The sequence below is a fragment of the Streptomyces sp. NPDC093795 genome, from assembly GCF_044764665.1.
Taxonomy (GTDB): domain Bacteria; phylum Actinomycetota; class Actinomycetes; order Streptomycetales; family Streptomycetaceae; genus Streptomyces.
In genome coordinates this window covers 516663-538477 of the sequence record NZ_JBIWIO010000004.1, presented here as the reverse complement: position 1 = coordinate 538477, position 21815 = coordinate 516663, and the positions used below count along the sequence as shown (strand labels likewise).

At 72.0% G+C, this 21815-nt stretch carries 23 protein-coding genes; 15 read left to right on the top strand and 8 right to left on the bottom strand.

Features of this window, described 5'->3' with window-relative positions; translation table 11 throughout:
- Positions 1 to 17: 17 nt before the first annotated feature.
- Positions 18 to 1043 carry a LacI family DNA-binding transcriptional regulator gene (locus ACIRB7_RS14645; protein WP_403597397.1) on the top strand — a complete coding sequence of 342 codons (1026 nt, stop codon included), beginning with the start codon at positions 18 to 20 and terminating at the stop codon, positions 1041 to 1043.
- A gap of 51 nt (positions 1044 to 1094) precedes the next feature.
- Here the strand turns inward: ACIRB7_RS14645 and ACIRB7_RS14640 are convergent, their stop codons facing one another.
- Together ACIRB7_RS14640 and ACIRB7_RS14635 are read right to left on the bottom strand one after the other, a co-directional pair.
- A complete protein-coding gene (locus ACIRB7_RS14640; RefSeq protein ID WP_403597394.1) occupies positions 1095 to 1691 on the bottom strand; it encodes a DUF1349 domain-containing protein in 597 nt (198 codons plus the stop codon).
- Between the two features lie 161 nt (positions 1692 to 1852).
- The gene (locus ACIRB7_RS14635) at positions 1853 to 2188 is read right to left on the bottom strand and encodes an MBL fold metallo-hydrolase (protein ID WP_403597711.1); all 336 of its coding nucleotides are present in this window, start codon (positions 2186 to 2188) and stop codon (positions 1853 to 1855) included.
- A 201-nt stretch (positions 2189 to 2389) separates the two neighbouring features.
- On the opposite strand from ACIRB7_RS14635, the gene ACIRB7_RS14630 reads away from it, so the two are divergent.
- From ACIRB7_RS14630 to ACIRB7_RS14615, 4 genes are read left to right on the top strand one after another with little or no spacing between them, the layout of a single operon-like run.
- On the top strand, positions 2390 to 3862 hold the full coding sequence (locus ACIRB7_RS14630; RefSeq protein WP_403597392.1) for an ABC transporter permease: 1473 nt from the start codon (positions 2390 to 2392) through the stop codon (positions 3860 to 3862).
- Between the two features lie 44 nt (positions 3863 to 3906).
- Positions 3907 to 4659, top strand: a complete 753-nt coding sequence (locus ACIRB7_RS14625) for an ABC transporter ATP-binding protein (RefSeq protein ID WP_403597389.1) — start codon at positions 3907 to 3909, stop codon at positions 4657 to 4659.
- Positions 4660 to 4712: 53 nt separating this feature from the next.
- Entirely contained in the window at positions 4713 to 6149 is a 1437-nt protein-coding gene (locus ACIRB7_RS14620; RefSeq protein ID WP_403597386.1) for a WGR domain-containing protein, read from the top strand.
- Complete coding sequence (locus tag ACIRB7_RS14615; RefSeq protein WP_403597383.1) at positions 6146 to 6625, top strand: hypothetical protein; 480 nt, start codon at positions 6146 to 6148, stop codon at positions 6623 to 6625. The genes ACIRB7_RS14620 and ACIRB7_RS14615 overlap by 4 nt, the downstream gene beginning before the upstream one ends.
- Before the next feature lie 60 nt (positions 6626 to 6685).
- Here the strand turns inward: ACIRB7_RS14615 and ACIRB7_RS14610 are convergent, their stop codons facing one another.
- Positions 6686 to 7108: a DUF350 domain-containing protein gene (locus tag ACIRB7_RS14610; protein WP_403597380.1), complete on the bottom strand. Its 423-nt coding sequence runs from the start codon at positions 7106 to 7108 to the stop codon at positions 6686 to 6688.
- A gap of 145 nt (positions 7109 to 7253) precedes the next feature.
- Positions 7254 to 7856 (bottom strand): HdeD family acid-resistance protein, encoded by a 603-nt coding sequence (locus ACIRB7_RS14605; RefSeq protein ID WP_403597377.1) that lies wholly within the window; start codon positions 7854 to 7856, stop codon positions 7254 to 7256.
- Between the two features lie 194 nt (positions 7857 to 8050).
- On the opposite strand from ACIRB7_RS14605, the gene ACIRB7_RS14600 reads away from it, so the two are divergent.
- Both ACIRB7_RS14600 and opcA read left to right on the top strand, forming a co-directional pair.
- The gene (locus ACIRB7_RS14600) at positions 8051 to 8584 is read left to right on the top strand and encodes a DoxX family protein (protein ID WP_403597374.1); all 534 of its coding nucleotides are present in this window, start codon (positions 8051 to 8053) and stop codon (positions 8582 to 8584) included.
- A gap of 83 nt (positions 8585 to 8667) precedes the next feature.
- Positions 8668 to 9579, top strand: a complete 912-nt coding sequence (gene opcA / locus ACIRB7_RS14595) for a glucose-6-phosphate dehydrogenase assembly protein OpcA (protein WP_403597372.1) — start codon at positions 8668 to 8670, stop codon at positions 9577 to 9579.
- 71 nt (positions 9580 to 9650) lie between these two features.
- Here opcA and ACIRB7_RS14590 read toward each other — a convergent pair whose 3' ends face one another.
- Positions 9651 to 10622, bottom strand: coding sequence for an acetylxylan esterase (locus ACIRB7_RS14590; protein WP_403597369.1), 972 nt, complete (start codon positions 10620 to 10622; stop codon positions 9651 to 9653).
- A gap of 182 nt (positions 10623 to 10804) precedes the next feature.
- On the bottom strand, positions 10805 to 11365 hold the full coding sequence (locus ACIRB7_RS14585; RefSeq protein WP_403597366.1) for a TetR/AcrR family transcriptional regulator: 561 nt from the start codon (positions 11363 to 11365) through the stop codon (positions 10805 to 10807).
- A 148-nt stretch (positions 11366 to 11513) separates the two neighbouring features.
- Between ACIRB7_RS14585 and ACIRB7_RS14580 the strand changes: the two genes are divergently transcribed.
- The 5 genes from ACIRB7_RS14580 to ACIRB7_RS14560 all read left to right on the top strand — a co-directional run bounded on the left by ACIRB7_RS14580 (position 11514) and on the right by ACIRB7_RS14560 (position 15263).
- Positions 11514 to 12518 carry an NADP-dependent oxidoreductase gene (locus ACIRB7_RS14580; protein WP_403597363.1) on the top strand — a complete coding sequence of 335 codons (1005 nt, stop codon included), beginning with the start codon at positions 11514 to 11516 and terminating at the stop codon, positions 12516 to 12518.
- Positions 12519 to 12616: 98 nt separating this feature from the next.
- The gene (locus ACIRB7_RS14575) at positions 12617 to 13501 is read left to right on the top strand and encodes an alpha/beta fold hydrolase (RefSeq protein ID WP_403597360.1); all 885 of its coding nucleotides are present in this window, start codon (positions 12617 to 12619) and stop codon (positions 13499 to 13501) included.
- 157 nt (positions 13502 to 13658) lie between these two features.
- Entirely contained in the window at positions 13659 to 13940 is a 282-nt protein-coding gene (locus ACIRB7_RS14570; RefSeq protein WP_351214052.1) for a hypothetical protein, read from the top strand.
- Positions 13941 to 14145: 205 nt separating this feature from the next.
- On the top strand, positions 14146 to 14499 hold the full coding sequence (locus tag ACIRB7_RS14565) for a PRC-barrel domain-containing protein (RefSeq protein ID WP_403597356.1): 354 nt from the start codon (positions 14146 to 14148) through the stop codon (positions 14497 to 14499).
- Between the two features lie 83 nt (positions 14500 to 14582).
- Positions 14583 to 15263 (top strand): class I SAM-dependent methyltransferase, encoded by a 681-nt coding sequence (locus ACIRB7_RS14560; protein WP_403597353.1) that lies wholly within the window; start codon positions 14583 to 14585, stop codon positions 15261 to 15263.
- Between the two features lie 76 nt (positions 15264 to 15339).
- Here the strand turns inward: ACIRB7_RS14560 and ACIRB7_RS14555 are convergent, their stop codons facing one another.
- Both ACIRB7_RS14555 and ACIRB7_RS14550 read right to left on the bottom strand, forming a co-directional pair.
- On the bottom strand, positions 15340 to 16365 hold the full coding sequence (locus ACIRB7_RS14555; protein WP_403597350.1) for a LacI family DNA-binding transcriptional regulator: 1026 nt from the start codon (positions 16363 to 16365) through the stop codon (positions 15340 to 15342).
- Positions 16366 to 16464: 99 nt separating this feature from the next.
- Positions 16465 to 16785, bottom strand: a complete 321-nt coding sequence (locus ACIRB7_RS14550) for an L-rhamnose mutarotase (protein WP_403597347.1) — start codon at positions 16783 to 16785, stop codon at positions 16465 to 16467.
- A gap of 250 nt (positions 16786 to 17035) precedes the next feature.
- On the opposite strand from ACIRB7_RS14550, the gene rhaI reads away from it, so the two are divergent.
- The 3 genes from rhaI to ACIRB7_RS14535 are packed head-to-tail and all read left to right on the top strand — an operon-like array spanning position 17036 to position 21735.
- Positions 17036 to 18196, top strand: coding sequence for an L-rhamnose isomerase (gene rhaI / locus ACIRB7_RS14545; protein WP_403597344.1), 1161 nt, complete (start codon positions 17036 to 17038; stop codon positions 18194 to 18196).
- Positions 18197 to 18247: 51 nt separating this feature from the next.
- Positions 18248 to 20293 carry a bifunctional aldolase/short-chain dehydrogenase gene (locus ACIRB7_RS14540; protein ID WP_403597342.1) on the top strand — a complete coding sequence of 682 codons (2046 nt, stop codon included), beginning with the start codon at positions 18248 to 18250 and terminating at the stop codon, positions 20291 to 20293.
- Positions 20290 to 21735: a rhamnulokinase family protein gene (locus ACIRB7_RS14535; protein WP_403597339.1), complete on the top strand. Its 1446-nt coding sequence runs from the start codon at positions 20290 to 20292 to the stop codon at positions 21733 to 21735. Before ACIRB7_RS14540 ends, ACIRB7_RS14535 begins: the two co-directional genes overlap by 4 nt.
- The last annotated feature ends 80 nt before the right edge of the window (positions 21736 to 21815 follow it).

Sequence of the window (21815 nt, the reverse complement as noted above, 5' to 3'; positions counted from 1 at the left end):
GAGGAGAAACACACAGCATGAGCACAGCAGCGAGCAGGCGCCGCCCGGCGACCATCCACGACGTGGCCCGCGAGGCCGGCGTCTCGCGCGGCACCGTCTCCCGTGTCCTCAACGGCGGCCACTACGTCAGCCCGACGGCGAAGGCGGCCGTCGACGCCGCGATCCGAAGAACGGGATACGTCGTCAACCGGCACGCCCGCTCGCTGATCACCGGCAAGTCCGACTCCGTCGCCTTCCTCCTCACCGAGCCGCAGGAGCGCTTCTTCGAGGACCCCAACTTCAACGTGCTGCTCCGCGCCTGCACCCAGGCGCTCGCGGCCCAGGACATCCCGCTGCTCCTGATGATCGCGGGCACCGAGGACGAGCGCCGCCGCAACCTCCGCTACATCGAGGCCGGTCACGTCGACGGAGTCCTCCTCGTCTCCAGCCACTCCGGCGACCCCGTGGTGGCCCGGCTGCACGAGGCCGGCGTGCCCGTCGTCGCCTGCGGCAAACCGCTCGGCCAGACCGCCAAGATCGGCTACGTCGCGGCCGACGACCGCGACGGCGCCCGCGACATGGTCCGTCATCTGTACGCGTCCGGGCGGCGGCGGATCGCCACCGTCACCGGACCGCTCGACACCCCCGGCGGGGTGGAGCGCCTCGCCGGCTACCGCGAGACGCTCGCCGAGTGCGGACTGCCCGTCGACGAGACGCTGATCGCCGCCGGCGACTACAGCAGGGCCAGCGGCGAGGACGCGGCCCGCGCCCTCCTGGAGCACGCCCCGGACATCGACGCCGTGTTCGTCGCCTCCGACCTGATGGCGCAGGGCGTCCTCGACGCGCTCGCCCGCGCGGACCGCAGGGTCCCCGAGGACATCGCCGTGGGCGGCTTCGACGACTCCCCGGCCGCCCTCTCCTCCCGCCCCTCGCTCACCACCATCCGCCAACCCTGGGACCGGATCAGCGCCGAGATGGTGCGGATGCTCCTGGGCCGGATAGCGGGCGAGGACCCGTCGGCGGTGATCCTGCCGACGGAACTCGTCCGCCGCGACTCGGCCTAGGGCCACCCGGCCCGCGCGCCCACCGTGCCGCGCGGGCCGCGCGCCGACGGTTCACCGACCGTCGAAGAGGTGCGCCAGAGTCGTGGGGGCGAGACGGAACGCGTCGAAGTCGACGCGGCAGCCCTCGCCGACGGGTGACTGCGCCACGATGCCGACCCGTACGGCACGGACGCCGCCCAGGTCGAACTGCCGCACCAGGCGCCAGAAGCCGCCGTCCTCCGACACGTGGAAGGCGAAACCCTCCCCGACCCGGCTGATACGCAGCCACAGCGCGTCCCCCGTCACGGGGCCGGCGAGCGCGTCGTCGGACCGGCCGCGCGTCACGACCGAGTAGACGCTCGGAACGCCGTCGTGCGCCTGCTCGAAGGTGAGCTTGCCCCAGTGGTCGTCGTCCGCCCACACGACGAGCGCACCCGCGTCCCAGGCGGACCGGAACCCGACACGGAGCCGCGCCGAGAGCTGCCAGTCGCCTTCCGGCGGATGGGTCAGGGCCACGGCGGCGTCACGTCGGACGTCCCCACCGACCGGGTCGGTGAAGACGTCCGTACGCGGGGCGGCCGTGACCGACAGGACACCTTCGGAGAGGGACCACGCCTCGGGGGCGGTCAGCCACTCCATGGCGAGCGGGAGCGAGATCTCGTCGTTCATAGCGCAATGATCGCGAGCGGATCGACGGCCCGCTACGGGTCCGGACAAAGATCCACGAACCGGTACGAAAGTCCAAGCCGCCGTTCTCCGCTCCGACCGGACTTCGATGGCGGGTGCCGTGGACACCTCCTCACCCCCGCCGCCGTCGTCCTCGACGGCGGTTATCCGCCTGACGGGGCCTCAGCGGCAGGCGCCCGGCCGACGGGCGCCTCTCCGGCGGGGTCCGCCGGGGGCCCGACGAACGGCCGGGTCAGATGGGCCGTCGCGAGGACCGCCCCGCTGTCGGCGGCGCGGGCGAGTAGTTCCTCGCGGGAGGCGCGGGCGGTGGCCGGGTCGCGTTCGTGGGCGTAGGCCACGCCCGGGGCGGCGAGTTGGACGGCGTGCACGAGGAGGTCGCCGGTGACCAGGACGTCCCGGCCGTCCGGCCGTTCGACCAGGACGGACTGGTGACCCGGGGTGTGCCCGGGGGTCGGCAGCAGCGTGACACCGGGGCGCAGCCGGTGCCTCCCCTCGACCTCGTGCAGCTGTCCGTGCTGCCGCTCTGCGTCATGGGGGCGACTCTGTCACCAGGAGGCCGTGCGCGCCCAGGGGTTCGAGAGCACCCGGAGGGCCGCGCCCGACCAGGAGATCGCGCGCTCTCATCCCCCTCTCACGCGGGCCTTATCCCGTCATCACACGCCGCCCCTAGCTTCACGCCCATGTTCTTCACCTACCTCCGGCGCGAACTGCGCCGCCGCAGAAGGGCGGCGCTCGTCGTCGCCTCCGGGCTCGCGCTCGGGATCGCGCTGGTCATCGTCGTCAACTCCGTCTCCTCCGGCATGAACCGGGCCCAGGGCAAGGTCCTTGAATCGCTTTACGGGCTCGGTACGGACCTGACGGTGACCAAGGCGCAGGAACGGCCCGAGGAGGGTGCGCGGGCGCAGCGGCCCCGGTTCGAGTTCCAGGGCAAGGAGGACGGCGAGGAGCAGAGCAGTGACCGGCTGATGGTCCAGGGCTTCCAGACCCTCGCGGACTCGACCGTCGCCACGGTCGGCCGACAGCCCGGCGTCGACCGGGCGGTGGGCGGGCTCAGCCTCGTCAACCTGAAGATCAACGGCGAGTTCGAGCGGGGCCGGATCCAGCGCGGCCAGCCCCAGCCGGCCCAGCCGGGCGACGAAGCCGGCGGCAGCGGCGGCGGCTCCGGGCCCGGCGACACCGTCACCGGCGGCGGCGCGGCCTTCGACGTCGACTCCTTCACCCTCTACGGCACCGACGTCACCGCGCCCGACCTCGGCCCCCTCACCACCTCCACGGTCTCCCAGGGCCGTACCTTCAAGACCACCGAGACCGACGCGAAGGTCGCCGTCCTCGACAGCGCCTACGCCCAACAGCAGGGGCTCGCCGTCGGCGGCGAACTGACCGTCAAGGGCGTGAAGTTCGAGATCGTCGGCATCGCGACCGCCGACCGTGGCCAGTCCGCCGCCCAGGTCTACCTGCCGCTGAAGCAGGCGCAGACGCTCTCCGCCTCCGCGGCGAAGATCACCACGATCTATGTGAAGGCGACCGACTCGACCCGGATCGACGCGGTCAAGGCCGCCATCCAGAAGAACGTCACCGGCACCACCGTCACCACCTCGGCCGACCTCGCGCAGACGGTCTCCGGCTCGCTCGACACCGCCTCCGACCTCGCCTCGAACGTCGGCAGGTGGCTCTCGTACGCCGTGCTGCTCGCCGCCGTCCTCGTCGCGGGACTGCTCACCTCCTCCGCCGTCACCCGGCGGGTCCGCGAGTTCGGCACGCTCAAGGCACTCGGCTGGACGAGCGGCCGGGTCACCCGACAGGTGGTCGGCGAGGCCCTCGTCAACGGTGTCATCGGCGGCGCCCTCGGCATCGCGGTCGGCCTGGCCGGAGCGTACGCCGTGACCGTCGCGGGCCCGACCCTCTCCGCGGAACTCGGCGCCGGCGGAGGCGCGTTCGGCGGTGGCGGTCGTGGCGGCGTGATCTTCGGCGGCGGTCCCGCCGGCACCGCAGCCGGCAAGACCGTCGACATCGCCCTCACCGCCCCGGTCTCCCTCACCACCGTGGGCCTCGCCGTCCTCCTCGCCCTCGGCGGCGGCCTCGTCGCGGGCGCCTTCGGCGCCTGGCGCGCCTCACGCCTCCGCCCGGCCGACGCCCTGCGCCGCGTCGCGTAGCCACCCGGCCGCCCAACTCACCCACGTACCACAGGAGTCACACCGTGTACGAACTCATCGGCGTCACCAAGCAGTACCGGCGGGGGCAGACGAGAGTCGACGCGCTCGCCGGGATCGACCTCACCCTCGCCCAGGGGGACCGGCTGGTCATCCAGGGTCCCACGGGCGGCGGCAAGTCCACCCTCCTCCAGATGCTCGGCGGCCTCGACCGTCCCACCTCCGGCCGGGTCCTGCTCGACGGAACCGACCTCGCGGCGCTCTCCGAGCGCCGGCTGACGGCCGTACGCGGCCAGAACATCGGCTTCGTCTTCCAGAGCTTCAACCTCATCCCCACCCTCACCGCCCAGGAGAACGTGGAGACCGCGCTCGTCCCGCTCGGCATCCGTCCGTCCGAGCGCCGCGGGCGCGCCGCGGAGGCCCTGGAGTCGGTCGGCCTCGGCGAACGCCTCGGCCATCTGCCCTCCGAGCTCTCCGGCGGCCAGCAGCAGCGCGTGGCGATCGCCCGCGCCCTGGTGAAGCGACCGAAGGTGCTGCTCGCCGACGAACCCACCGGAAACCTCGACGAGTCGATGCGCGACGAGATCGTCGACCTGCTCGAAGGGCTCTGGAAGGAGCAGGGTCTGACCTTCGTCATGGTGACCCACGACAGCGCCATCGCCCGCCGGGCGCCCCGCCTCGCCACGATCCGCAAGGGCCGGATCACGCTCAAGGAGAACCGCCTGGCGGAGAGCGGCCCGCCGCAGAGCCGCCCGCCGGAGAGCCGCCCGGCGGCGTCGCCGGACCCGGTCGAGGCCTGACCGACCGCCGGGACCGGGGGCCGTTGTCAGTGGGTGCCCCTACCGTTTTCACCATGACGACGACGACCTATCTGGAGCTGTCGCAGGACAGCGGCGGTGCCCACAAGTTCTACGAAGTGACCGTGGACGACCTGGCGGTGTCGGTCCGTTACGGCCGGATCGGCTCCGCGGGCCAGACGCAGCACTCCACGTTCCCGACGCAGGCGAAGGCGCAGGCCGCCGCGGCGCGGAAGCTGGGCGAGAAGGTCCGCAAGGGATACGCGCCGGCCGTGCGCGGCCAGCGCGCCGCCCGCTCCGTGACGCGCCGTGAGGTGACCTCCGCGCCGTCCACCGCGCGCGCCGTCGCCCCCGTGCTCTGGCGCTTCAGGACCGGGTCGGCCGCCTTCGGCATCCACGTCGACGAGGAGCGCTGCTGGGTCGGCAACCAGGCGGGGGACGTCTTCACGCTCGACCGCTCCGGCGAGGTGCAGGCCCGGTTCAGCCTGCCGGACGGCGTCAAGTGCCTGGTCGCCGACGACTTCTGGATCTACGCGGGCTGTGACGACGGCAAGGTGTACGACCTGTCGTCCAAGCTGCCCTTCGCCGCGTACGACATCGCCACCGACGTCGACATCTTCTGGCTCGACATCCATGAGGGCGTCCTGCACGTCGCCGACCGCTCGGGCCGGCTCACCGTCATCGACCACGAGGACGAGCACCAGTGGGCGCGCGGCGGCCAGGGCGAGCAGGCCTGGATGGTCCGCGCCGACGGCGATGCCGTCTACTACGGGGACAGCCGGGGCGTCGCCGCCCACGCGCCGGACGGCGGCGGCGAACTGTGGCACACGGCCACCGAGGGCGGGGTCCTCTTCGGCTGGCAGGAGGACACCGCGGTCTACGCGGGCACGGCACGCAGGAAGGTCCAGCGGCTCGCGAAGAAGGACGGACGCGTCGAGGCGGTCTACGCCTGCGACAGCCCCGTGTACTCGTGTGCCACCTCGCCCGGCGGAAGGTTCGTCTTCGCCGCCGACTCGGCCTCCTCCGTCTACTGCTTCGCGGAGGACGGCACCCGGCTGTGGAAGCTGGGCACGGGAGGGGGTTCGGCGCTCTCCATGCAGTACCGCGACGAGCGGCTCTACCTGGTGACCACGGATGGTTCACTGGTGTGCGTGGACGCGAGCGAGGCGGCGATCGGGGCCGCCCAGGAGGGCACGGTGCCGGTCGCCCGGGACATCAAGCTCGCCGCCGCCCTGCCGGTGTACGAGCCGGCGACGACCGTGACCGCCGTGAGCACCGTCAGCGCCGCCCCGGCCGGCTCGATCGTCGTGGAGTGTGTGAACGAGTCGGGCAGGACCCGGGTGAGAGTCGTCTCCCAGGGCTACGACTCCGCGTGGAACGTGCAGTTCCCGAGGGCGATCCGGGAGCCCGGCGCGCGCTACGTGGTCGATGCCCTGCACACCGCGGCGGGTGGGTTCTACCGGGTCCGCGGCGACATCCGGCGGCTGCTGTGACGGCGGGGCCCGCGGGCGGCGGCACCTTCGACGCGGCCACCGGCGACGGACCGCCGCTGCCACCGGCCGACGCCGAGCAGCGGTCCCGGGAGATCCGGGCCGCCCTCGACGGGCTGCTCCAGATCAGGCGTCTCACCCTGCGCCAGGGCGGTGACCCGAGGGCGGTGCCCGCCGACTGGGAGCGCCGGCAGCCGGTCCGCGCCGTGGCCCTCGCGCTGGAGTACGGCGGCCTCGTCCCGTCGTCCATGGACGCCTCGGGAGCGAGGATCACCACCGGCTACCGGGTCCGCGAGGGGGACCGGCCGGGCACGGCCGTGGTGGAGTGGCTGGGCCCGGCGGGCTCGGGCGCCGCACAGGAGGAGGCGGCGGCCCTCGGCGCGTGCGTTCCGGCCCTGGCACGGCTCGGCTGGGAGGCCCTGCTCTACAAAGGGCCGCGCGGGCGGCGCTTCCTGGAGGTGGAACCGCTGGGGAGCTGAACCCGGAAAGGAACCGGGCGTCCGGCCTCAGGCGTCCGGCGTCGGCGTCAGGCGCTGGCGTCAGGCGATCGAGGCGGAGACGATCGCCGAGACCGCGATGTTGCACGAGGCGGTCACCCAGACCGCCGGGTGCGGCTCGGGGTCGACCAGGGTGGCACCCAGCTTCCCCGGCGTGACCAGGTCCACGACCAGGAACGCCACGGCCATCATCGCCAGGCCGAGGAGCCCGAAGGCGGCCGTCGAGACGAGGCCCTTGCCGAAGTCGTCGTACGTCGTCCAGATCGAGGTGAAGACGATGCCACCGATACCGAGGAGCGCCGAGCTCAGCAGCATGGCCGCGTTGCGATTGCGGTCCTCCCAGATCTGGCGCCCGAGCTTCCCGGGGGTCAGCAGGTCCACGAGCACGATGCCGAGGATCAGCAGGACCACGCCGAGGGCGCCGTAGGCGCCGGCCCGGCCGAGGCCGTTGACGATGTCGCTCATGGTGTGCCGGCTCCGCAAGGTCACGATCACGGGGGATCGGTGGTCAAGGACCGGCAAAATGTAGCGCACGCGTCAACAGCGCTCGCCGCCCGCCCGGGTATCGGGCGGACGGCGGGCGGGACGCGGGGCCGGGCGGACCGCCTCGTCAGGCTCCCGGCGGCAGGTGTTCGGCGCGCGAGCGCACCTGGAAGGCCGTCACGATCTCGACCGCGCCGACGGCGACGAGCCAGATGCCGCCGAGGAGCGCGAGCACCGCGGCGGACTCCAGCGGGGAGACGATGAGCACCACCCCGGCGAGCGCGTTGACGGCGCCCAGGAAGACCTGCCAGCCGCGCGCCGGCATCGCCGGATCGGAGGCCGCCGCCATGATCTGGGTGATGCCGCGGAACAGCCAGCCGATGCCGATCCAGAGAGCCAGCAGCAGGATCGACTGCATCGCTCCACGGAAGCAGAGCAGGCCGAGCAGGATCGACAGGGCGCCGCTGATGAAGGCCATGACCCGCGGCGCGGTGCTCGCGTGCGTACCGAAGGCCGCGACCAGCTGCATCACACCGCTGAACAGCAGGAAGAGGCCGAAGAGCACCCCGGCCACGAACAGCGAGGCGCCGGGCCAGACCAGCACGAGGACGCCGAGGACCAGCGCCGCGATTCCGGCCACGAGCAGCGCCTGCCAGGCGGCTCCGGCGAGCGCGCCCAGCGGGCCGGGCGGTACGTCCTGCTGTGGCGGGCGGTCATGAGTCTGTGTCATGGACGGTGTCCGTCCTTTCGTGGCGGTGGACTCGGCGGTCATGCGTAGCGCCCTCCCCACTAAACCCATAGTGAACAAATGCCGCAAAGCGTGACTCAAGCGGAGTATTCGCCCGGCATCACGGCAGGCGCGGACCGGAAAGGGCGACGACAGTGGAGACGTACGTGTCCGTCCTCCCCGCAATGGAGACACCCATGGGCCACCCCAACCGACGCGATCTCGGCCTCCTCGTGCTGAGGGTCGGCACCGGCGCCGTGCTCGCCGCACACGGCACCCAGAAACTCCTCGGCTGGTTCGGCGGCGGCGGGATCGAGGGCACCACCCAGGCAATGGAGGCCATGGGCTTCCGGCCCGGCCGGCAGAGCGCCGTCGCCGCCGGCCTCGGCGAGGCCGGCGGCGGAGCGCTGCTCGCCCTCGGCCTCGCCACCCCGGCGGCCGGCGCCGCGGCCGCCGGCGCCATGGCGGGTGCCGTCTCCGTCCACGCCCCGGCGGGCTTCTTCGCCCAGGGTGGCGGTTACGAGTACCCGGCGTTCCTCGGCTTCGTCGCCGCCGCGATCGGCGTCACGGGCGCCGGCCGGTACTCCGTCGACCACGCCTCCGGGCACGTCCTCGACCGCCCCTGGGTGGTGGCCGTCGCCTTCCTCGGCACCGCTCTCGCCGCCGCGGCCGTGGTCGGCCGCCGTGCCGAGGGCCAGGCCGCCGACGAGCCGGATCAGGAATTCGGGTAGCGGCACCGGCGCCCGGGGGCCCGCAACGCGTCCGCCGTGGGGGAGGGTTAGGCTCGCCGCAGAGGAAGGGACGGCCGCCGCGCATGAAGATCGATCTGACGGACACCGACTCCAGCAGGATCAACAAGGCGATTCTTCAAGGCCGCAGGGCCGTCGGCACGCCCGCCGTCGGCGCTGTGCTCACCCTTGTCGTCGTCACCGACGAGGAGAACGCCTACGACGCGGTCAGGGCCGCCAACGAAGCCTCCCGGGAGCACCCCTCCCGCACCCTCGTGGTCATCAAGCGCCACGCGCGCTCGCCACGCGAGCGACTCGTGACCCGGCTCGACGCCGAGGTCCGCCTCGGCTCCGACGCGGGTTCGGGCGAGACGGTCCTGCTCCGGTTCCACGGCGAACTCGCCGCCCGGGCCGACTCCGTGGTCCTGCCGCTGCTCCTGCCCGACGCGCCCGTCGTCATCTGGTGGCCCGTCGACGCCCCGGACGTGCCCTCCCGGGACCCGCTGGGCTCACTCGCGCAGCGCCGCATCACCGACATGTACGCGGTGGAGGATCCCCTCGCCGCCCTGGATGCCAGGGCGGCCTCCTACGCCCCCGGGGACACGGACCTCGCCTGGACCAGGCTCACCCCCTGGCGTTCGATGCTGGCCGCCGCGCTCGACCAGGCCCCGCTGACCGTGACCTCCGCCGCCGTCGAGAGCGAGGCGGAGAACCCGAGCGCGGAACTCCTCGCCCGCTGGTTCGAGGTCCGGCTCGGCGTTCCCGTCGACCGCGTCGTCACCGACGGCCCCGTCGTCACGGCCGTCCGCATGGGTACCGCGGACGGCGAGATCCGCATCGACCGGCCCGAGAGCCCGGTGGCCAGGCTCTCGGTCCCCGGCCAGCCCAGCCGGGTCCTCGCCCTCAAGGTGCGGACCACCGCCGAGCTGATCGCCGAGGAACTCCGCCGTCTCGACCCCGACGAGGCGTACGCGGCCGCACTGCGCGGCCGCGCCTGACACCGGCTTCTGCGGCGGCCGCGCGTGACACCGGCTTCTGCGGCGCCGCGAGCTGCTGCGGCACCTCGCGGTCAGCCGCGCAGCTTCCCCGGCAGCCAGCGGAGTTGGGCCGCCTGCTGGAAGACGCCGCCGCCCTCGTGGTCGTTGAAGTCGTACACCTCGATCGCCTTCTCGTCCCCGGCATACGCGTTGAAGGCCGCGAACACCGTCGACGGCGGGCACGTCAGGTCCTCCAGAGCCGTCGAGAACAGGGCCGGGGCCGTGGCGCGGGCCGTGAAGTGGACCCCGTCGAAATAGGCCAGCGTCTCCTGGACCTGCTCGACCCGGCCGCGGTGCATCTTCAGGTAGTTGCCTATCTCGCGGTACGGGGTGCGGTCCGTGACTGTCGTCGCGCGCGGGAAGTCGCACAGGAACGGCACGTCCGGCGCCACGGCGACCAGGTCCGGCACGAGCCCCGCCACGGCCAGCGTGATCCCGCCACCCTGGCTGACACCGGTCACCGCCGTACGGGCCGCGTCCACCAGCGGATGCGAGCGGGCGGCCTCCACGGCGCGGACGGCGTCGGTGAAGAGCCGCCGGTAGTAGTAGGTGTACGGGTCCTCGACGCCGCGCGTCATGAAGCCGGGGAACGCCGGCCCGCTGCCCACCGGGTCCGGGGTGTCACCGGTCGCCCAGCCGCTGCCCTGCCCGCGCGTGTCCATCACGAAGTGCGCGAACCCGGCCGAGGCCCAGAGCAGATGGGTGTGCGGAAGGCCGCGCCCACCGCCGTACCCCAGGAACTCCACCACGACCGGCAGCGGTTCGGTCGTGCCGGCGGGCAGGACGAACCATCCCTTGACCGGCTGCCCGTCGAAACCGGCGAAGGTGACGTCGAACGCCTCCACCGTGGAGAGCCCCGTCGGGACGGCCTCGAACCGTGCGCCGAGCTCGTGCCCGCGCGCCTCACGGAGGGTCTCCGCCCAGAAGGCGTCGAAGTCCTTGGGCTCCACGGACGCGCTCCGGTACGTGCGGAGTCGGTCGAGGGGCAGGTCGAACTGAGTCATGCGTACCGCCTGGTGAGTCGCCCGTTGAGGGAAGGTCGCGTTCGAAATCCCGACCGGTCACCCCGGCCTTCCCCACCTTAGTGGGCGTCGGCGTAAGTCCTGCGGGGGTTGATCATGCGGCAGTCGGGATTCGGGAACGCCGGGGTCAGCCGGGCAGTCTTGTGGCCGTAGGCCATCTTTGGTCAGTTGCCGGCTGTCAGTGCCTCGCGTGCGGCGGTGAGGATTTCGTCGGAGAGCGGGGTGCCGTTGGTGGCACGGGCCAGGACGAGGGCGCCGAGCATGGTGCACAGCCGGGTGATGCCGTCCTGGTCGTCGGTGGCGAGGTGCTGGGCGAAGTCGCGTACGCCCTGGGTGTAGACGCGGCGGGCCTCGCTTTCTCCGCCGTCGCGGGCCATGTCGGTGGCGAGTGCGGCGGCGGGGCACCCGTCTGCCGCGCTGTCGCGGTGCTCGGCGGAGAGGTAGGTGTCGATCAGCGCGCGCTGGGCGGCGTCGCGCTGCCCGGCGTACTGATCGAGTCCGTCCTTGTGGTGCTGGGCGAGTTCGCCGAACGCGTGGGTGGTGGCCTCGTCGATGAGTGCCTCCTTGGAGGCGAACTGCTTGTAGAAGCCGCCGTGGGTCAGGCCGGACGCCTTCATGAGATCGGCGACGCTGACGTGGCTGCCCTGCTCCCGAAAGAGCCGGGAGGCGGTTTCCACGACCCGTCGGCGGTTGTCCTGTGCTTGTGCCTGCGACACGCGGCCCATCAGCCACCCCTCTCGATTGGATGTCGATTGAAATCTATCCTGGACTGGATTTTAGATGTCAGCCATCATCTATTTTGCGGGCCGTACCGGGGCAAGCCCGGAGCGAGCGGAGACCCCGTCCCGGCGCGGGCGAGAAACGGAGACGACGATGAAGGCCTATCTGATCGAGAAGTACGGTGACCAGTCCGCGGTGCGCGCCGCCGAGATGCCCGAACCTGAGCCGGGTGCCGACGACGTCCTGGTCAAGATCCACGCGGCGAGCGTCAACCCGCTGGACTTCAAGATCCGCGATGGCGACTTCAAGATGATCCTGCCGTACCGTCTGCCCCTCGTCCTGGGCAACGACTTCGCCGGAGAGGTGGTCCGGGTCGGCTCGGCCGTCACCGGCTTCGCGGTGGGTGACGAGGTCTACGCCCGGCCCGACAAGGACCGCATCGGCACGTTCGCCGAACTCATCGCCGTTCACCAGGACGACCTGGCTCCCAAGCCGGCCACCCTCACCATGGCGGAGGCCGCCTCCCTTCCCCTGGTCGCCCTCACTTCCTGGCAGGCGCTGGTGGAGCGGGCACAGGTCCGGCCGGGCCAGAAGGTCCTGATCCACGCGGGCTCCGGCGGGGTGGGCACCATCGCCCTCCAGCTCGCCCGGCAGCTGGGCGCACACGTGGCCACCACCGCGAGCGCGGCCAACGCCGCTCTGGTCAAGGAACTCGGCGCCGACATCGTCGTCGACTACCGCACCCAGGACTTCGAGGAGGTCCTGGACGGCTACGACGTCGTCCTGGACACCCTCGGCGGCGAGACCCTGGAGAAGTCCCTGCGGGTCCTCAAGCCCGGCGGGAAGGTCATCAGCGTCGCCGGGCCGCCCGACGCGGACTTCGCCCGCGAGCTCGGCGCGAACCCGGTCCTGCGGCAGGTGATGAACGCCCTGAGCTTCAAGACCCGACGCCAAGCCAAGCGCCAGGGCGTGACCTACTCCTTCTTGTTCATGAAGGCCGGCGGAGACCAGCTGCGCGCACTCACCCGGCTCATCGACGCCGGAGAGATCCGCCCCGTCGTCGACCGCGTCTTCCCCTTCGACCAGACCCGCGAGGCCATGGAGTACGCCGAGAAGGGCCGCGCCAAGGCCGGCAAGGTCGTCATCGCGATGGCGTGAGGGCCAGACCCCCGCCCCGCCACCCGACCGACCGGCCCCGGGCAGCGAGAGCCCCGCCCCCACCACCCCTACCTTCCACACCCCCACAGGAACCGATCATGAGCGCACCGCGCAGTTACCCCACGCCCGCCCCGTCGTCGTACAAGCACGTGCCTACCCGTTCGGTGTCCGTGAACGGCGTCGACTTCGTCTACCGGCAGCTCGGCCCGGAAGGGGACGGCGTACCGCTGATCCTGCTCCACCACCTGGCCGCGGTCCTGGACAACTGGGATCCCCGCGTCATCGACGGACTCGCCGCCCGGCGCCGGGTGATCACCTTCGACAACCGCGGCGTCGGCGCGTCAGGCGGCTCCACCCCCGACACCATCGAGGCGATGGCCCACGACGCGGTGCTCTTCATTCGCGCCCTCGGCTTCGACCGGGTCGACCTGCTCGGCCTGTCGATGGGCGGCTTCATCGCCCAGGTCATCGCGGCCGAGGAACCGCAGCTGGTGCGCAGGGTCGTCCTCGCGGGCACGGGCCCCGCCGGAGGACCCGGCATCGACAAGGTCACGGCACTCACCCTCCAGGACACCCTGAAGGGTTTCCTGACCCGCAAGGACCCCAAGCAGTTCCTCTTCTTCACCGACACCGAGCACGGCCGACGCGAAGCACGCGCCTTCCTGGAACGCCTGAAGGAGCGCACGGACGACCGCGACAAAGCCATCTCGCCGACCTCGTTCCGTGCCCAGCTCAAGGCCATCCACCGATGGGGCCGACAGGCACCGGCCGACCTGTCCCGCATCCACCAGCCCGTCCTGGTGGCCAACGGCGAAAGCGACCGGATGGTGCCGAGCGAGAACACCCTCGACCTCGCGGCACGGCTGCCCCGAGGCGAACTCGTCCCGCTCTACCCGGACGCCGGACACGGCGGGATCTTCCAGTTCCACGACGCGTTCGTGGCCAGGGCCCACGAATTCCTCGAAGCGCGGCCCCACGCCTGACCCCCGTTTCGTCAGGGCTGCTGTCCCCGTCCGGCCGGACACCCCACGCCGCCGACGCCACGAGAACGCCGTCGGGCCGATCCCCATGGCATCCTCGGACGAACCGCCCACCCCGTGTCCGGACGTGGGTCTTCCTCGTCCTGCGCGGAGGGTCACCATGCTCATCAGCCATGCCGTACGTCACGAGGTCCTGACGGTGACCCTCCATCGCGACCTGGACGTCACCAACCGGGCCGCCGGCGCCCTCCAGATCCAGGCCCTGGTCCAGGCGCACCGGCCCGCCCGGGTGGTCATCGCCGTCCCCAGCGCCGACCCCACCCCCGCCACCCTCAGCACCCTCGCCCGCGCCCACCGCATGTGCACGAGCCTGGGCATCCCGCTCACCCTCAGCGGGGCGAGCAACCGCACCCGCCGCCTCCTGGGCGTGTCCGGCGAGTGAACCGCGCGCCGGCGCGCCGCTACGCCTCGCAGGCGAGGCCGGGCCCCGCCGCGCCGCTGCATCTCCCAGGCGAGGCCGCGCCCCGCCGCGCCGCTACGCCTTGCAGGCGAGTCGCCGGAGCGCCGCGCGCACAGCCGCATCGGGGGCGGGGCAGGCTGAGTGGCACGACAGCGCCCGGCGAGCGAGGAGACGAGGAGAGCGAGTCATGAAGAGCGAAGAGATCTGGGGCTACCGCACGGATTCCGGCTACGAGACGGGGACCGATCTGATCGGGTTCAAGGTCGAGGCCACCGACGGGAGCATCGGCAAGGTCGACGAGCACACCGACGAGGCGGGGACCGGCTACCTCGTCGTCGACACCGGCGTATGGATCTTCGGCAAGCACGTGCTGCTCCCCGCCAGCGTCATCCGGCGCGTCGACCGCGAAGACGAAACGGTCCACGTCGACCGCACGAAGGACCAGATCAAGGACGCGCCCGAGTTCGAGCGGGCGAAGCAGCCCCGCGACCCCGGCTATCTCGAGCAGTTCGCCAGGTACTACGGGATGCCGCACATGTAGCCCGGGTGCGGCCTCCGGACGCCGTTTTGCCGGACCGGCAACAGCGGTGGCGTGACCGCGGCCCGGTGGGCGACGGTGGGCCCATGACCGACGACATCGCAGCGGGATCGCCCGCGCACGACACCGCCCCGCCCGCCGACGGATACGTCGGAGACCCCGCGGTGCGGGCCGAGTGGGACAACCGGTACGCCGACCGGCAGCAACTCTGGAGCGGACAGCCCAACGGCGCGCTCGTGGCCGAGGTCGCCGGGCTCACCCCGGGCCGGGTGCTCGACGTCGGCTGCGGCGAGGGAGCGGACGCCGTCTGGCTCGCACGCGGCGGCTGGGACGTGACGGCGCTCGAAGTCTCGGGCGTGGCCCTGGACCGAGCGGCCGGGCACGCGCGGGACGCCGGCGTGGACGTCCGCTGGGTCCACGCCACCCTGACGGACGCGGCGCTCCCGCCGGCCTCCTTCGACCTGGTCTCCGCGCAGTACCCGGCGCTGCTGCGCACCCCCGACGCAGCGGCCGAGCGTGCGCTGCTCGCTGCCGTCGCCGTCGGCGGCGTCCTGCTGCTCGTCCACCACGCGGGCATGGACACCCACCAGGCGGACGAGAGCGGCTTCGACCCCGCGGACTACGTCTGGCCCTCGATGGTCACGGCGCTCCTCGACGACGACTGGGTGGTGGAGGTGGACGAGCAGCGGCCCCGGGTGGCACCCGACGGAGGCGCCGGCGCCCACCACACCGACGACGTCGTACTCCGCGCCCGCCGACTGCGCTGAACCCTCCCGTGGAGGCGTACCGGGTCGCTGTCATGCCCTCGGCGGGGACGCGGAGACGGTCAGGAGCGGCGCCCGTTCACCGTGTCGGCAGGCTGGAGCGCCGTACCACCAGCTCGGGCTGGAGTACGACCCGGCGGTGTTCGTGCGCGGTCGCGTCGCCTTCCGCCTCGATCTCTCTCAGGAGAAGCTCGGCCGCCAGGGCGCCCATGGTGACGGCGGGCTGGCGGACCGAGGTGAGGGGGACGGTCGCGGCGGCGGCGAACTCGATGTCGTCGTAGCCGACGATCGCCATGTCGTCGGGGACGTTCATCCCGGCGTCGTACATGGCTTGCAGGACCCCGAGGGCGAGCAGGTCGTTGGCGCAGAACACGGCGGTCGGCCGGTCGGCGAGGCCGAGCAGCCGGGCGCCGGCGTCGCGGCCTGCGGAGACGTCGAGGCGCTCGGTGGGGAGCTCGCGGAGGACGTCGTGGCCGAGTCCGGCCGCGGTGAGGGCCGTGAGGGCGCCGCTGCGCCGGTCACGCACCTGGTTGAGGTCGGGCGGGCCGCTGATGTAGGCGATCGAGCGGTGTCCGGCGTCGATCAGGTGGTGCACGGCGAGGGCCCCACCGGCGACGTCGTCGACGGAGACCGAGCACTCGGAGCTGCCAGCGGCCACGCGGTCCACGAGGACGAAGGGGATCTTGTGGCGGCGGAAGTCCTCGATGGTGCGGCCGCTGGCGTCGGCCGGGGTGAGAAGCACCCCGCGTACGCGCTGCTCGGCGAAGAGCCCCAGGTACTCGGCCTCCTCGGCCGGGCTCTGGGCGGTGTTGCACACCATGACGCCGAGCCCCGCGGCGCGTGCCGCGCGCTCCGCGCCGCGCGCGATGTCCACGAAGAACGGGTTGCCCATGTCGTGGACGAGCAGCCCCACCATGCGGCTGCTGCCGGCACGCAACTGCCGGGCGGACTCGCTGCGGACGTATCCGAGCCGGTCTATCTCCGCCCGGACACGGGCCAGGGTCCGGGGGGAGACCGATTCCGGCCGGTTGATCACATTGGAGACCGTGCCCACGGACACGCCGGCGGCGCGTGCGATGTCCTTGATACCCACTGACTGGGTCATCGGACGGGGACCTCCCGGTATGTAGAGCCACGGTGTCTTCAGGTTACCCGCGGTGTCCGTCCCCTCCGCCGCGACGCCGGGGCACGCGTGGTGCTGAGGTCAGGAGAGGTGGAACACCTCTGTCAGGGGTTTCATGGCCTCGTCGGGCCGCTGCCCGTCCAGGGCTTCGAAGAGGCCTGCCATCTCGGCCTGCCAGCGGGCGTTGACCTCGGTGGCCTCCATGGCGGCCACGGCCGCGGCGAAGTCCTCCGTCTCCAGATAGCCGACGAGCAGGCCGTCCTCGCTGAGGAAGAGCGAGTAGTTGTGCCAGCCGCTCGCCGAGAGGGCGTCGAGCATCTCGGGCCAGACGGCGGCGTGGCGCTCGCGGTATTCGGCGAGCCGGTCCTGGCGGACCTTGAGCAGGAAGCAGACACGCTGCACGGAACCGTCTCTCCGGGAAAGCCGCATGAGCATCATGAAAGGTTTCAAAGCAGTTCCCGGGACATTAAGCGTGGAGGTCGCATCCCGTCAATGGTCTGCTTGACGCGGTTCTCAACTGATCGCAGTCACCGTGGCATCACCGTCGGTCGACGGCGTTGGCCGGGTTGACACTCCGAGGCAAGGCTCCTAGGTTCCTGCTGAATCGTTTCAGAACAGCCGATCGCCGTGCCGAAGCCGTAGGAGCCCCGAAGTGACCGACCTCGCCGCGGTGAAGACCGCGCTCAAGACCCAGGCCGTCGAGACGCCGTCGTGGGCGTACGGGAACTCGGGGACCCGTTTCAAGGTCTTCGCCCAGGAGGGCGTGCCCCGCACCCCCCAGGAGAAGCTGGCCGACGCCGGCACGGTGCACGAGCTCACAGGCGTGGCCCCGACCGTCTCCCTGCACATCCCCTGGGACAAGGTCGACGACTACACGGCGCTCGCGAAGTACGCCGTCGATCGCGGGGTGAAGCTGGGAGCGATCAACTCCAACACCTTCCAGGACGACGCCTACAAGCTGGGCAGCATCTGCCACCCCGACACGGCGGTGCGCCGCAAGGCCGTCGATCACCTGCTCGAGTGCGTCGACATCCTGGACGCGACCGGCTCGCGGGACCTGAAGCTCTGGTTCGCCGACGGTACGAACTACCCCGGCCAGGACGACATCCGCGAGCGGCAGGACCGGCTCGCCGAGGGCCTCGCCGAGGTCTACGAGCGTCTCGGTGACGACCAGCGGATGCTGCTCGAGTACAAGTTCTTCGAGCCGGCCTTCTACACCACCGACGTGCCGGACTGGGGCACGGCCTACGCCCACTGCCTCAAGCTCGGTGACAAGGCTCAGGTCGTCGTCGACACCGGCCACCACGCGCCCGGCACCAACATCGAGTTCATCGTCGCCACGCTGCTGCGGGAGAACAAGCTCGGCGCGTTCGACTTCAACTCGCGGTTCTACGCCGACGACGACCTGATGGTGGGCTCCGCCGACCCGTTCCAGCTGTTCCGGATCATGTACGAGGTGATCCGGGGCGGCGGACTCGGCTCCGACGTCGCGTTCATGCTCGACCAGTGCCACAACATCGAGGCCAAGATCCCGGCGATCATCCGGTCGGTGATGAACGTGCAGGAGGCGACGGCCAAGGCCCTGCTCGTCGACCGGGACGCGCTCTCCGCGGCGCAGCGGGAGGGTGACGTACTGGCCGCGAACGCCGTGCTCATGGACGCCTACAACACCGACGTACGGCCCCTGCTCGCCGAGGTCCGCGAAGAGATGGGCATCGACGCGGACCCGATCGCCGCGTACCGCCGCTCCGGATGGCAGGAGCGGATCGCCGCCGAGCGGGTCGGCGGTGACCAGGCCGGCTGGGGTGCCTGAGCCCCGGACCGTACGAGACGCCCCTCCTCACCGACCCGCAAGGACACGCACATGTCTCCCTCTCTCCACCCCGAAGCGGCCGCTCTGCTCGCCCGCTCCCACCGCCTCGGCGCCGATCCCCGCAACACCAACTACGCCGGCGGCAACACGTCCGCCAAGGGCACCGAGCCCGACCCCGTGACCGGCGGAGACGTCGAGCTGATGTGGGTCAAGGGCTCGGGCGGCGACCTCGGCACCCTCACGGAGGCCGGCCTCGCCGTGCTCCGCCTCGACCGGCTGCGTTCCCTCGCCGACGTCTATCCGGGCGTCGAGCGCGAGGACGAGATGGTCGCGGCGTTCGACTACTGCCTGCACGGCAGGGGCGGGGCCGCTCCGTCCATCGACACCGCCATGCACGGCCTGGTCGACGCCGCCCACGTGGATCATCTGCACCCCGACTCCGGGATCGCGCTCGCCTGCGCGGCCGACGGGGAGAAGCTGACCGCCGAGTGCTTCGGCGACACCGTCGTGTGGGTGCCGTGGCGGCGCCCCGGGTTCCAGCTCGGCCTCGACATCGCGGCCGTGAAGAAGGACAACCCGCAGGCCATCGGCTGCATCCTCGGCGGACACGGCGTCACCGCCTGGGGCGACACGGCCGAGGAGTGCGAGCGCAACTCGCTGCTCATCATCCGGACCGCGGAGAGCTTCCTCGCCGAGCGCGGCCGCCCCGAGCCCTTCGGTCCCCTCCTCGACGGGTACGAGGCGCTGCCCGAGGCCGAGCGGCGTGAGCGGGCCGCCGCCCTCGCGCCCCACATCCGCGCCATCGCCTCGCAGGACCGGCCGCAGGTGGGTCACTTCGACGACTCCGTCGCCGTCCTCGACTTCGTGGCCCGCGCGGAGCACCCCCGGCTCGCCGCCCTCGGCACCTCCTGCCCCGACCACTTCCTGCGGACCAAGGTCAGGCCGCTAGTGCTCGACCTTCCGCCGACCGTCCCGGTCGACGAGGTCGTCGCGCGGCTGCACGTGCTGCACGCCGAATACCGCGAGGAGTACCAGGCGTACTACGACCGGCACGCGGACGCCGACTCGCCCGCGATCCGCGGCGCCGACCCGGCCGTCGTCCTCGTCCCCGGCGTGGGCATGTTCTCCTTCGGCAAGGACAAGCAGACCGCGCGCGTGGCGGGTGAGTTCTACCTCAACGCGATCAACGTGATGCGGGGCGCCGAGGCGGTGTCGACGTACGCGCCGATCGAGGAGTCGGAGAAGTTCCGCATCGAGTACTGGGCCCTTGAGGAGGCCAAGCTCCAGCGGATGCCGAAGCCCAAGGCGCTCGCGACCCGTGTCGCGCTTGTGACCGGTGCCGGAAGCGGTATCGGCAAGGCCATCGCCCAGCGGCTCGTCGCCGAGGGCGCCTGTGTCGTCGTCGCCGACCTCCATGCAGAGAACGCGGCGGCCGTCGCGGAGGAGCTCGGCGGGCCCGACAAGGCCGTGGCCGTGACCGTGGACGTCACCTCGGAGGAGCAGATCGCCGACGCGTTCAAGGCGGCCGCGCTGGCCTTCGGCGGTGTCGACCTGGTCGTGAACAACGCGGGCATCTCCATCTCCAAGCCGCTCCTGGAGACCTCGGCGCGCGACTGGGACCTCCAGCACGACATCATGGCCCGCGGCTCGTTCCTCGTCTCCCGCGAAGCGGCCCGCGTCATGATCGAGCAGGGGCTCGGCGGCGACATCGTCTACATCGCGTCGAAGAACGCGGTGTTCGCAGGACCGAACAACATCGCCTACTCCGCGACCAAGGCCGACCAGGCCCACCAGGTGCGGCTCCTCGCCGCCGAGCTGGGCGGGCACGGCATCCGCGTCAACGGCGTCAACCCGGACGGGGTCGTGCGCGGCTCGGGCATCTTCGCCGCCGGCTGGGGCGCGCAGCGGGCGGCGACGTACGGCATCGAGGAGGAGAAGCTCGGTGAGTTCTACGCCCAGCGCACCATCCTCAAGCGCGAGGTGCTGCCCCAGCACGTCGCCAACGCCGTGTTCGCGCTGACCGGCGGCGAGCTGACCCACACCACCGGCCTGCACATCCCGGTGGACGCCGGTGTCGCCGCCGCCTTCCTGCGATGAACGATCGTACGAAGGGGTTCGCCGCGGTCGACCTGGGCGCGTCCAGCGGACGCGTCATGGTCGGCCACGTCGGCCCCGACACCCTCCACCTCTCCGTTGCGCACCGCTTCCCCAACCGGCCGGTCCGCCTGCCCGAGGGCCTGCGGTGGGACATCCTCGGGCTTTACGCGGGTGTGCTCGACGGCCTGCGCGCGGCCGGCCAGGTCGACTCCGTCGGCATCGACAGCTGGGCCGTCGACTACGGGCTTCTCGACGCCGACGGGGCGCTGCTCGGCAACCCGGTGCACTACCGGGACACCCGCACGGAGGGCGTCGCGGAGAAGGTGTGGACGACCGTGCCGGCCGCCGAGCTGTACGCGGCGACCGGCATCCAGTACGCCCCGTTCAACACCCTGTACCAGCTCACGGCGGCCCGTGAGTCACATCAACTTGCCTGCGCCGAGCGGCTGTTGCTGATTCCCGACCTGATCTCGTACTGGCTCACCGGTGAGCAGGGCACCGAGCTGACCAACGCCTCCACCACCCAGCTCGTCGACCCCCGGACGCGCGACTGGTCCCACGACACGGCCGCTCGCCTCGGCATCGACCTGGAGCTGTTCGCCCCGCTGCGGCAGCCGGGCGATCCGGCGGGGCTGCTGAGCCCGGAGGTGCTGGATCAGACGGGGCTCCAGGGTCACGTACCGGTGACCGCAGTGGGGTCGCACGACACGGCCTCCGCGGTGGCCGCGGTCCCCGCGACCCAGCGGAACTTCGCGTACATCTGCACGGGCACCTGGTCCCTGGCCGGCCTGGAGCTGGACGCACCCGTGCTCACCGAGGCGAGCCGCGCCGCCAACTTCACCAACGAGCTGGGCATCGACGGCACGGTCCGCTACCTGCGCAACATCATGGGTCTGTGGCTGCTCCAGGAGTGCATGCGTGACTGGGACCTGGCGGAGGTCGTCCCGCTGCTGCGCGAAGCCGCCCGGGTGCCGGGCCTGCGTTCGGTGGTGGACGCGGCCGACCCGGCGTTCCTGGCCCCCGGCGGGATGCCCCGGCGCATCCAGGCGGCGTGCCGCGCCACCGGTCAGCCCGTTCCGGACACGCCGGCCGAGATCGCCCGGTGCATCCTCGACTCCCTCGCCCTCGCCCACCGCGAGGCGATCGAGGACGCGCAGCGGCTGTCCGGACGGTCCGTCGACGTCGTCCATGTGGTGGGAGGCGGAGCCCGCAACGAGCTGTTGTGCCGGCTGACCGCCGACGCCTGCGGGCTGCCGGTCGTCGCCGGACCGGCCGAATCCGCGGTCCTCGGCAACGTCCTGGTCCAGGCCCGCGCCCACGGCGTGGTCGGGGACCTCGCCTCGATGCGCGGCCTGCTGGCCCGCACGCAGCCGCTGACCGTCTACGAACCCCGGGGCGACCGGGCAGAGTGGGACGCGGCGGCCCGACGGATCGCCGGCTGACGGCCACTCCCCGAAACCCCGGGTGGGCACGGAACCTGACAACCGTGCCCACCCGGTCCCCGCACAACGAGAAGAAGGAG

What these genes read in the sequence shown, in the direction of transcription:
- ACIRB7_RS14645 (WP_403597397.1), top strand. Translation starts at nt 18, where the DNA reads ATGAGCACAGCAGCGAGCAGGCGCCGCCCGGCGACCATCCACGACGTG.
- ACIRB7_RS14640 (WP_403597394.1), bottom strand. Translation starts at nt 1,691, where the DNA reads ATGAACGACGAGATCTCGCTCCCGCTCGCCATGGAGTGGCTGACCGCC.
- ACIRB7_RS14630 (WP_403597392.1), top strand. Translation starts at nt 2,390, where the DNA reads ATGTTCTTCACCTACCTCCGGCGCGAACTGCGCCGCCGCAGAAGGGCG.
- ACIRB7_RS14620 (WP_403597386.1), top strand. Translation starts at nt 4,713, where the DNA reads ATGACGACGACGACCTATCTGGAGCTGTCGCAGGACAGCGGCGGTGCC.
- ACIRB7_RS14610 (WP_403597380.1), bottom strand. Translation starts at nt 7,108, where the DNA reads ATGAGCGACATCGTCAACGGCCTCGGCCGGGCCGGCGCCTACGGCGCC.
- ACIRB7_RS14605 (WP_403597377.1), bottom strand. Translation starts at nt 7,856, where the DNA reads ATGACACAGACTCATGACCGCCCGCCACAGCAGGACGTACCGCCCGGC.
- ACIRB7_RS14600 (WP_403597374.1), top strand. Translation starts at nt 8,051, where the DNA reads ATGGGCCACCCCAACCGACGCGATCTCGGCCTCCTCGTGCTGAGGGTC.
- opcA (WP_403597372.1), top strand. Translation starts at nt 8,668, where the DNA reads ATGAAGATCGATCTGACGGACACCGACTCCAGCAGGATCAACAAGGCG.
- ACIRB7_RS14590 (WP_403597369.1), bottom strand. Translation starts at nt 10,622, where the DNA reads ATGACTCAGTTCGACCTGCCCCTCGACCGACTCCGCACGTACCGGAGC.
- ACIRB7_RS14585 (WP_403597366.1), bottom strand. Translation starts at nt 11,365, where the DNA reads ATGGGCCGCGTGTCGCAGGCACAAGCACAGGACAACCGCCGACGGGTC.
- ACIRB7_RS14580 (WP_403597363.1), top strand. Translation starts at nt 11,514, where the DNA reads ATGAAGGCCTATCTGATCGAGAAGTACGGTGACCAGTCCGCGGTGCGC.
- ACIRB7_RS14575 (WP_403597360.1), top strand. Translation starts at nt 12,617, where the DNA reads ATGAGCGCACCGCGCAGTTACCCCACGCCCGCCCCGTCGTCGTACAAG.
- ACIRB7_RS14570 (WP_351214052.1), top strand. Translation starts at nt 13,659, where the DNA reads ATGCTCATCAGCCATGCCGTACGTCACGAGGTCCTGACGGTGACCCTC.
- ACIRB7_RS14565 (WP_403597356.1), top strand. Translation starts at nt 14,146, where the DNA reads ATGAAGAGCGAAGAGATCTGGGGCTACCGCACGGATTCCGGCTACGAG.
- ACIRB7_RS14560 (WP_403597353.1), top strand. Translation starts at nt 14,583, where the DNA reads ATGACCGACGACATCGCAGCGGGATCGCCCGCGCACGACACCGCCCCG.
- ACIRB7_RS14555 (WP_403597350.1), bottom strand. Translation starts at nt 16,365, where the DNA reads ATGACCCAGTCAGTGGGTATCAAGGACATCGCACGCGCCGCCGGCGTG.
- ACIRB7_RS14540 (WP_403597342.1), top strand. Translation starts at nt 18,248, where the DNA reads ATGTCTCCCTCTCTCCACCCCGAAGCGGCCGCTCTGCTCGCCCGCTCC.
- ACIRB7_RS14535 (WP_403597339.1), top strand. Translation starts at nt 20,290, where the DNA reads ATGAACGATCGTACGAAGGGGTTCGCCGCGGTCGACCTGGGCGCGTCC.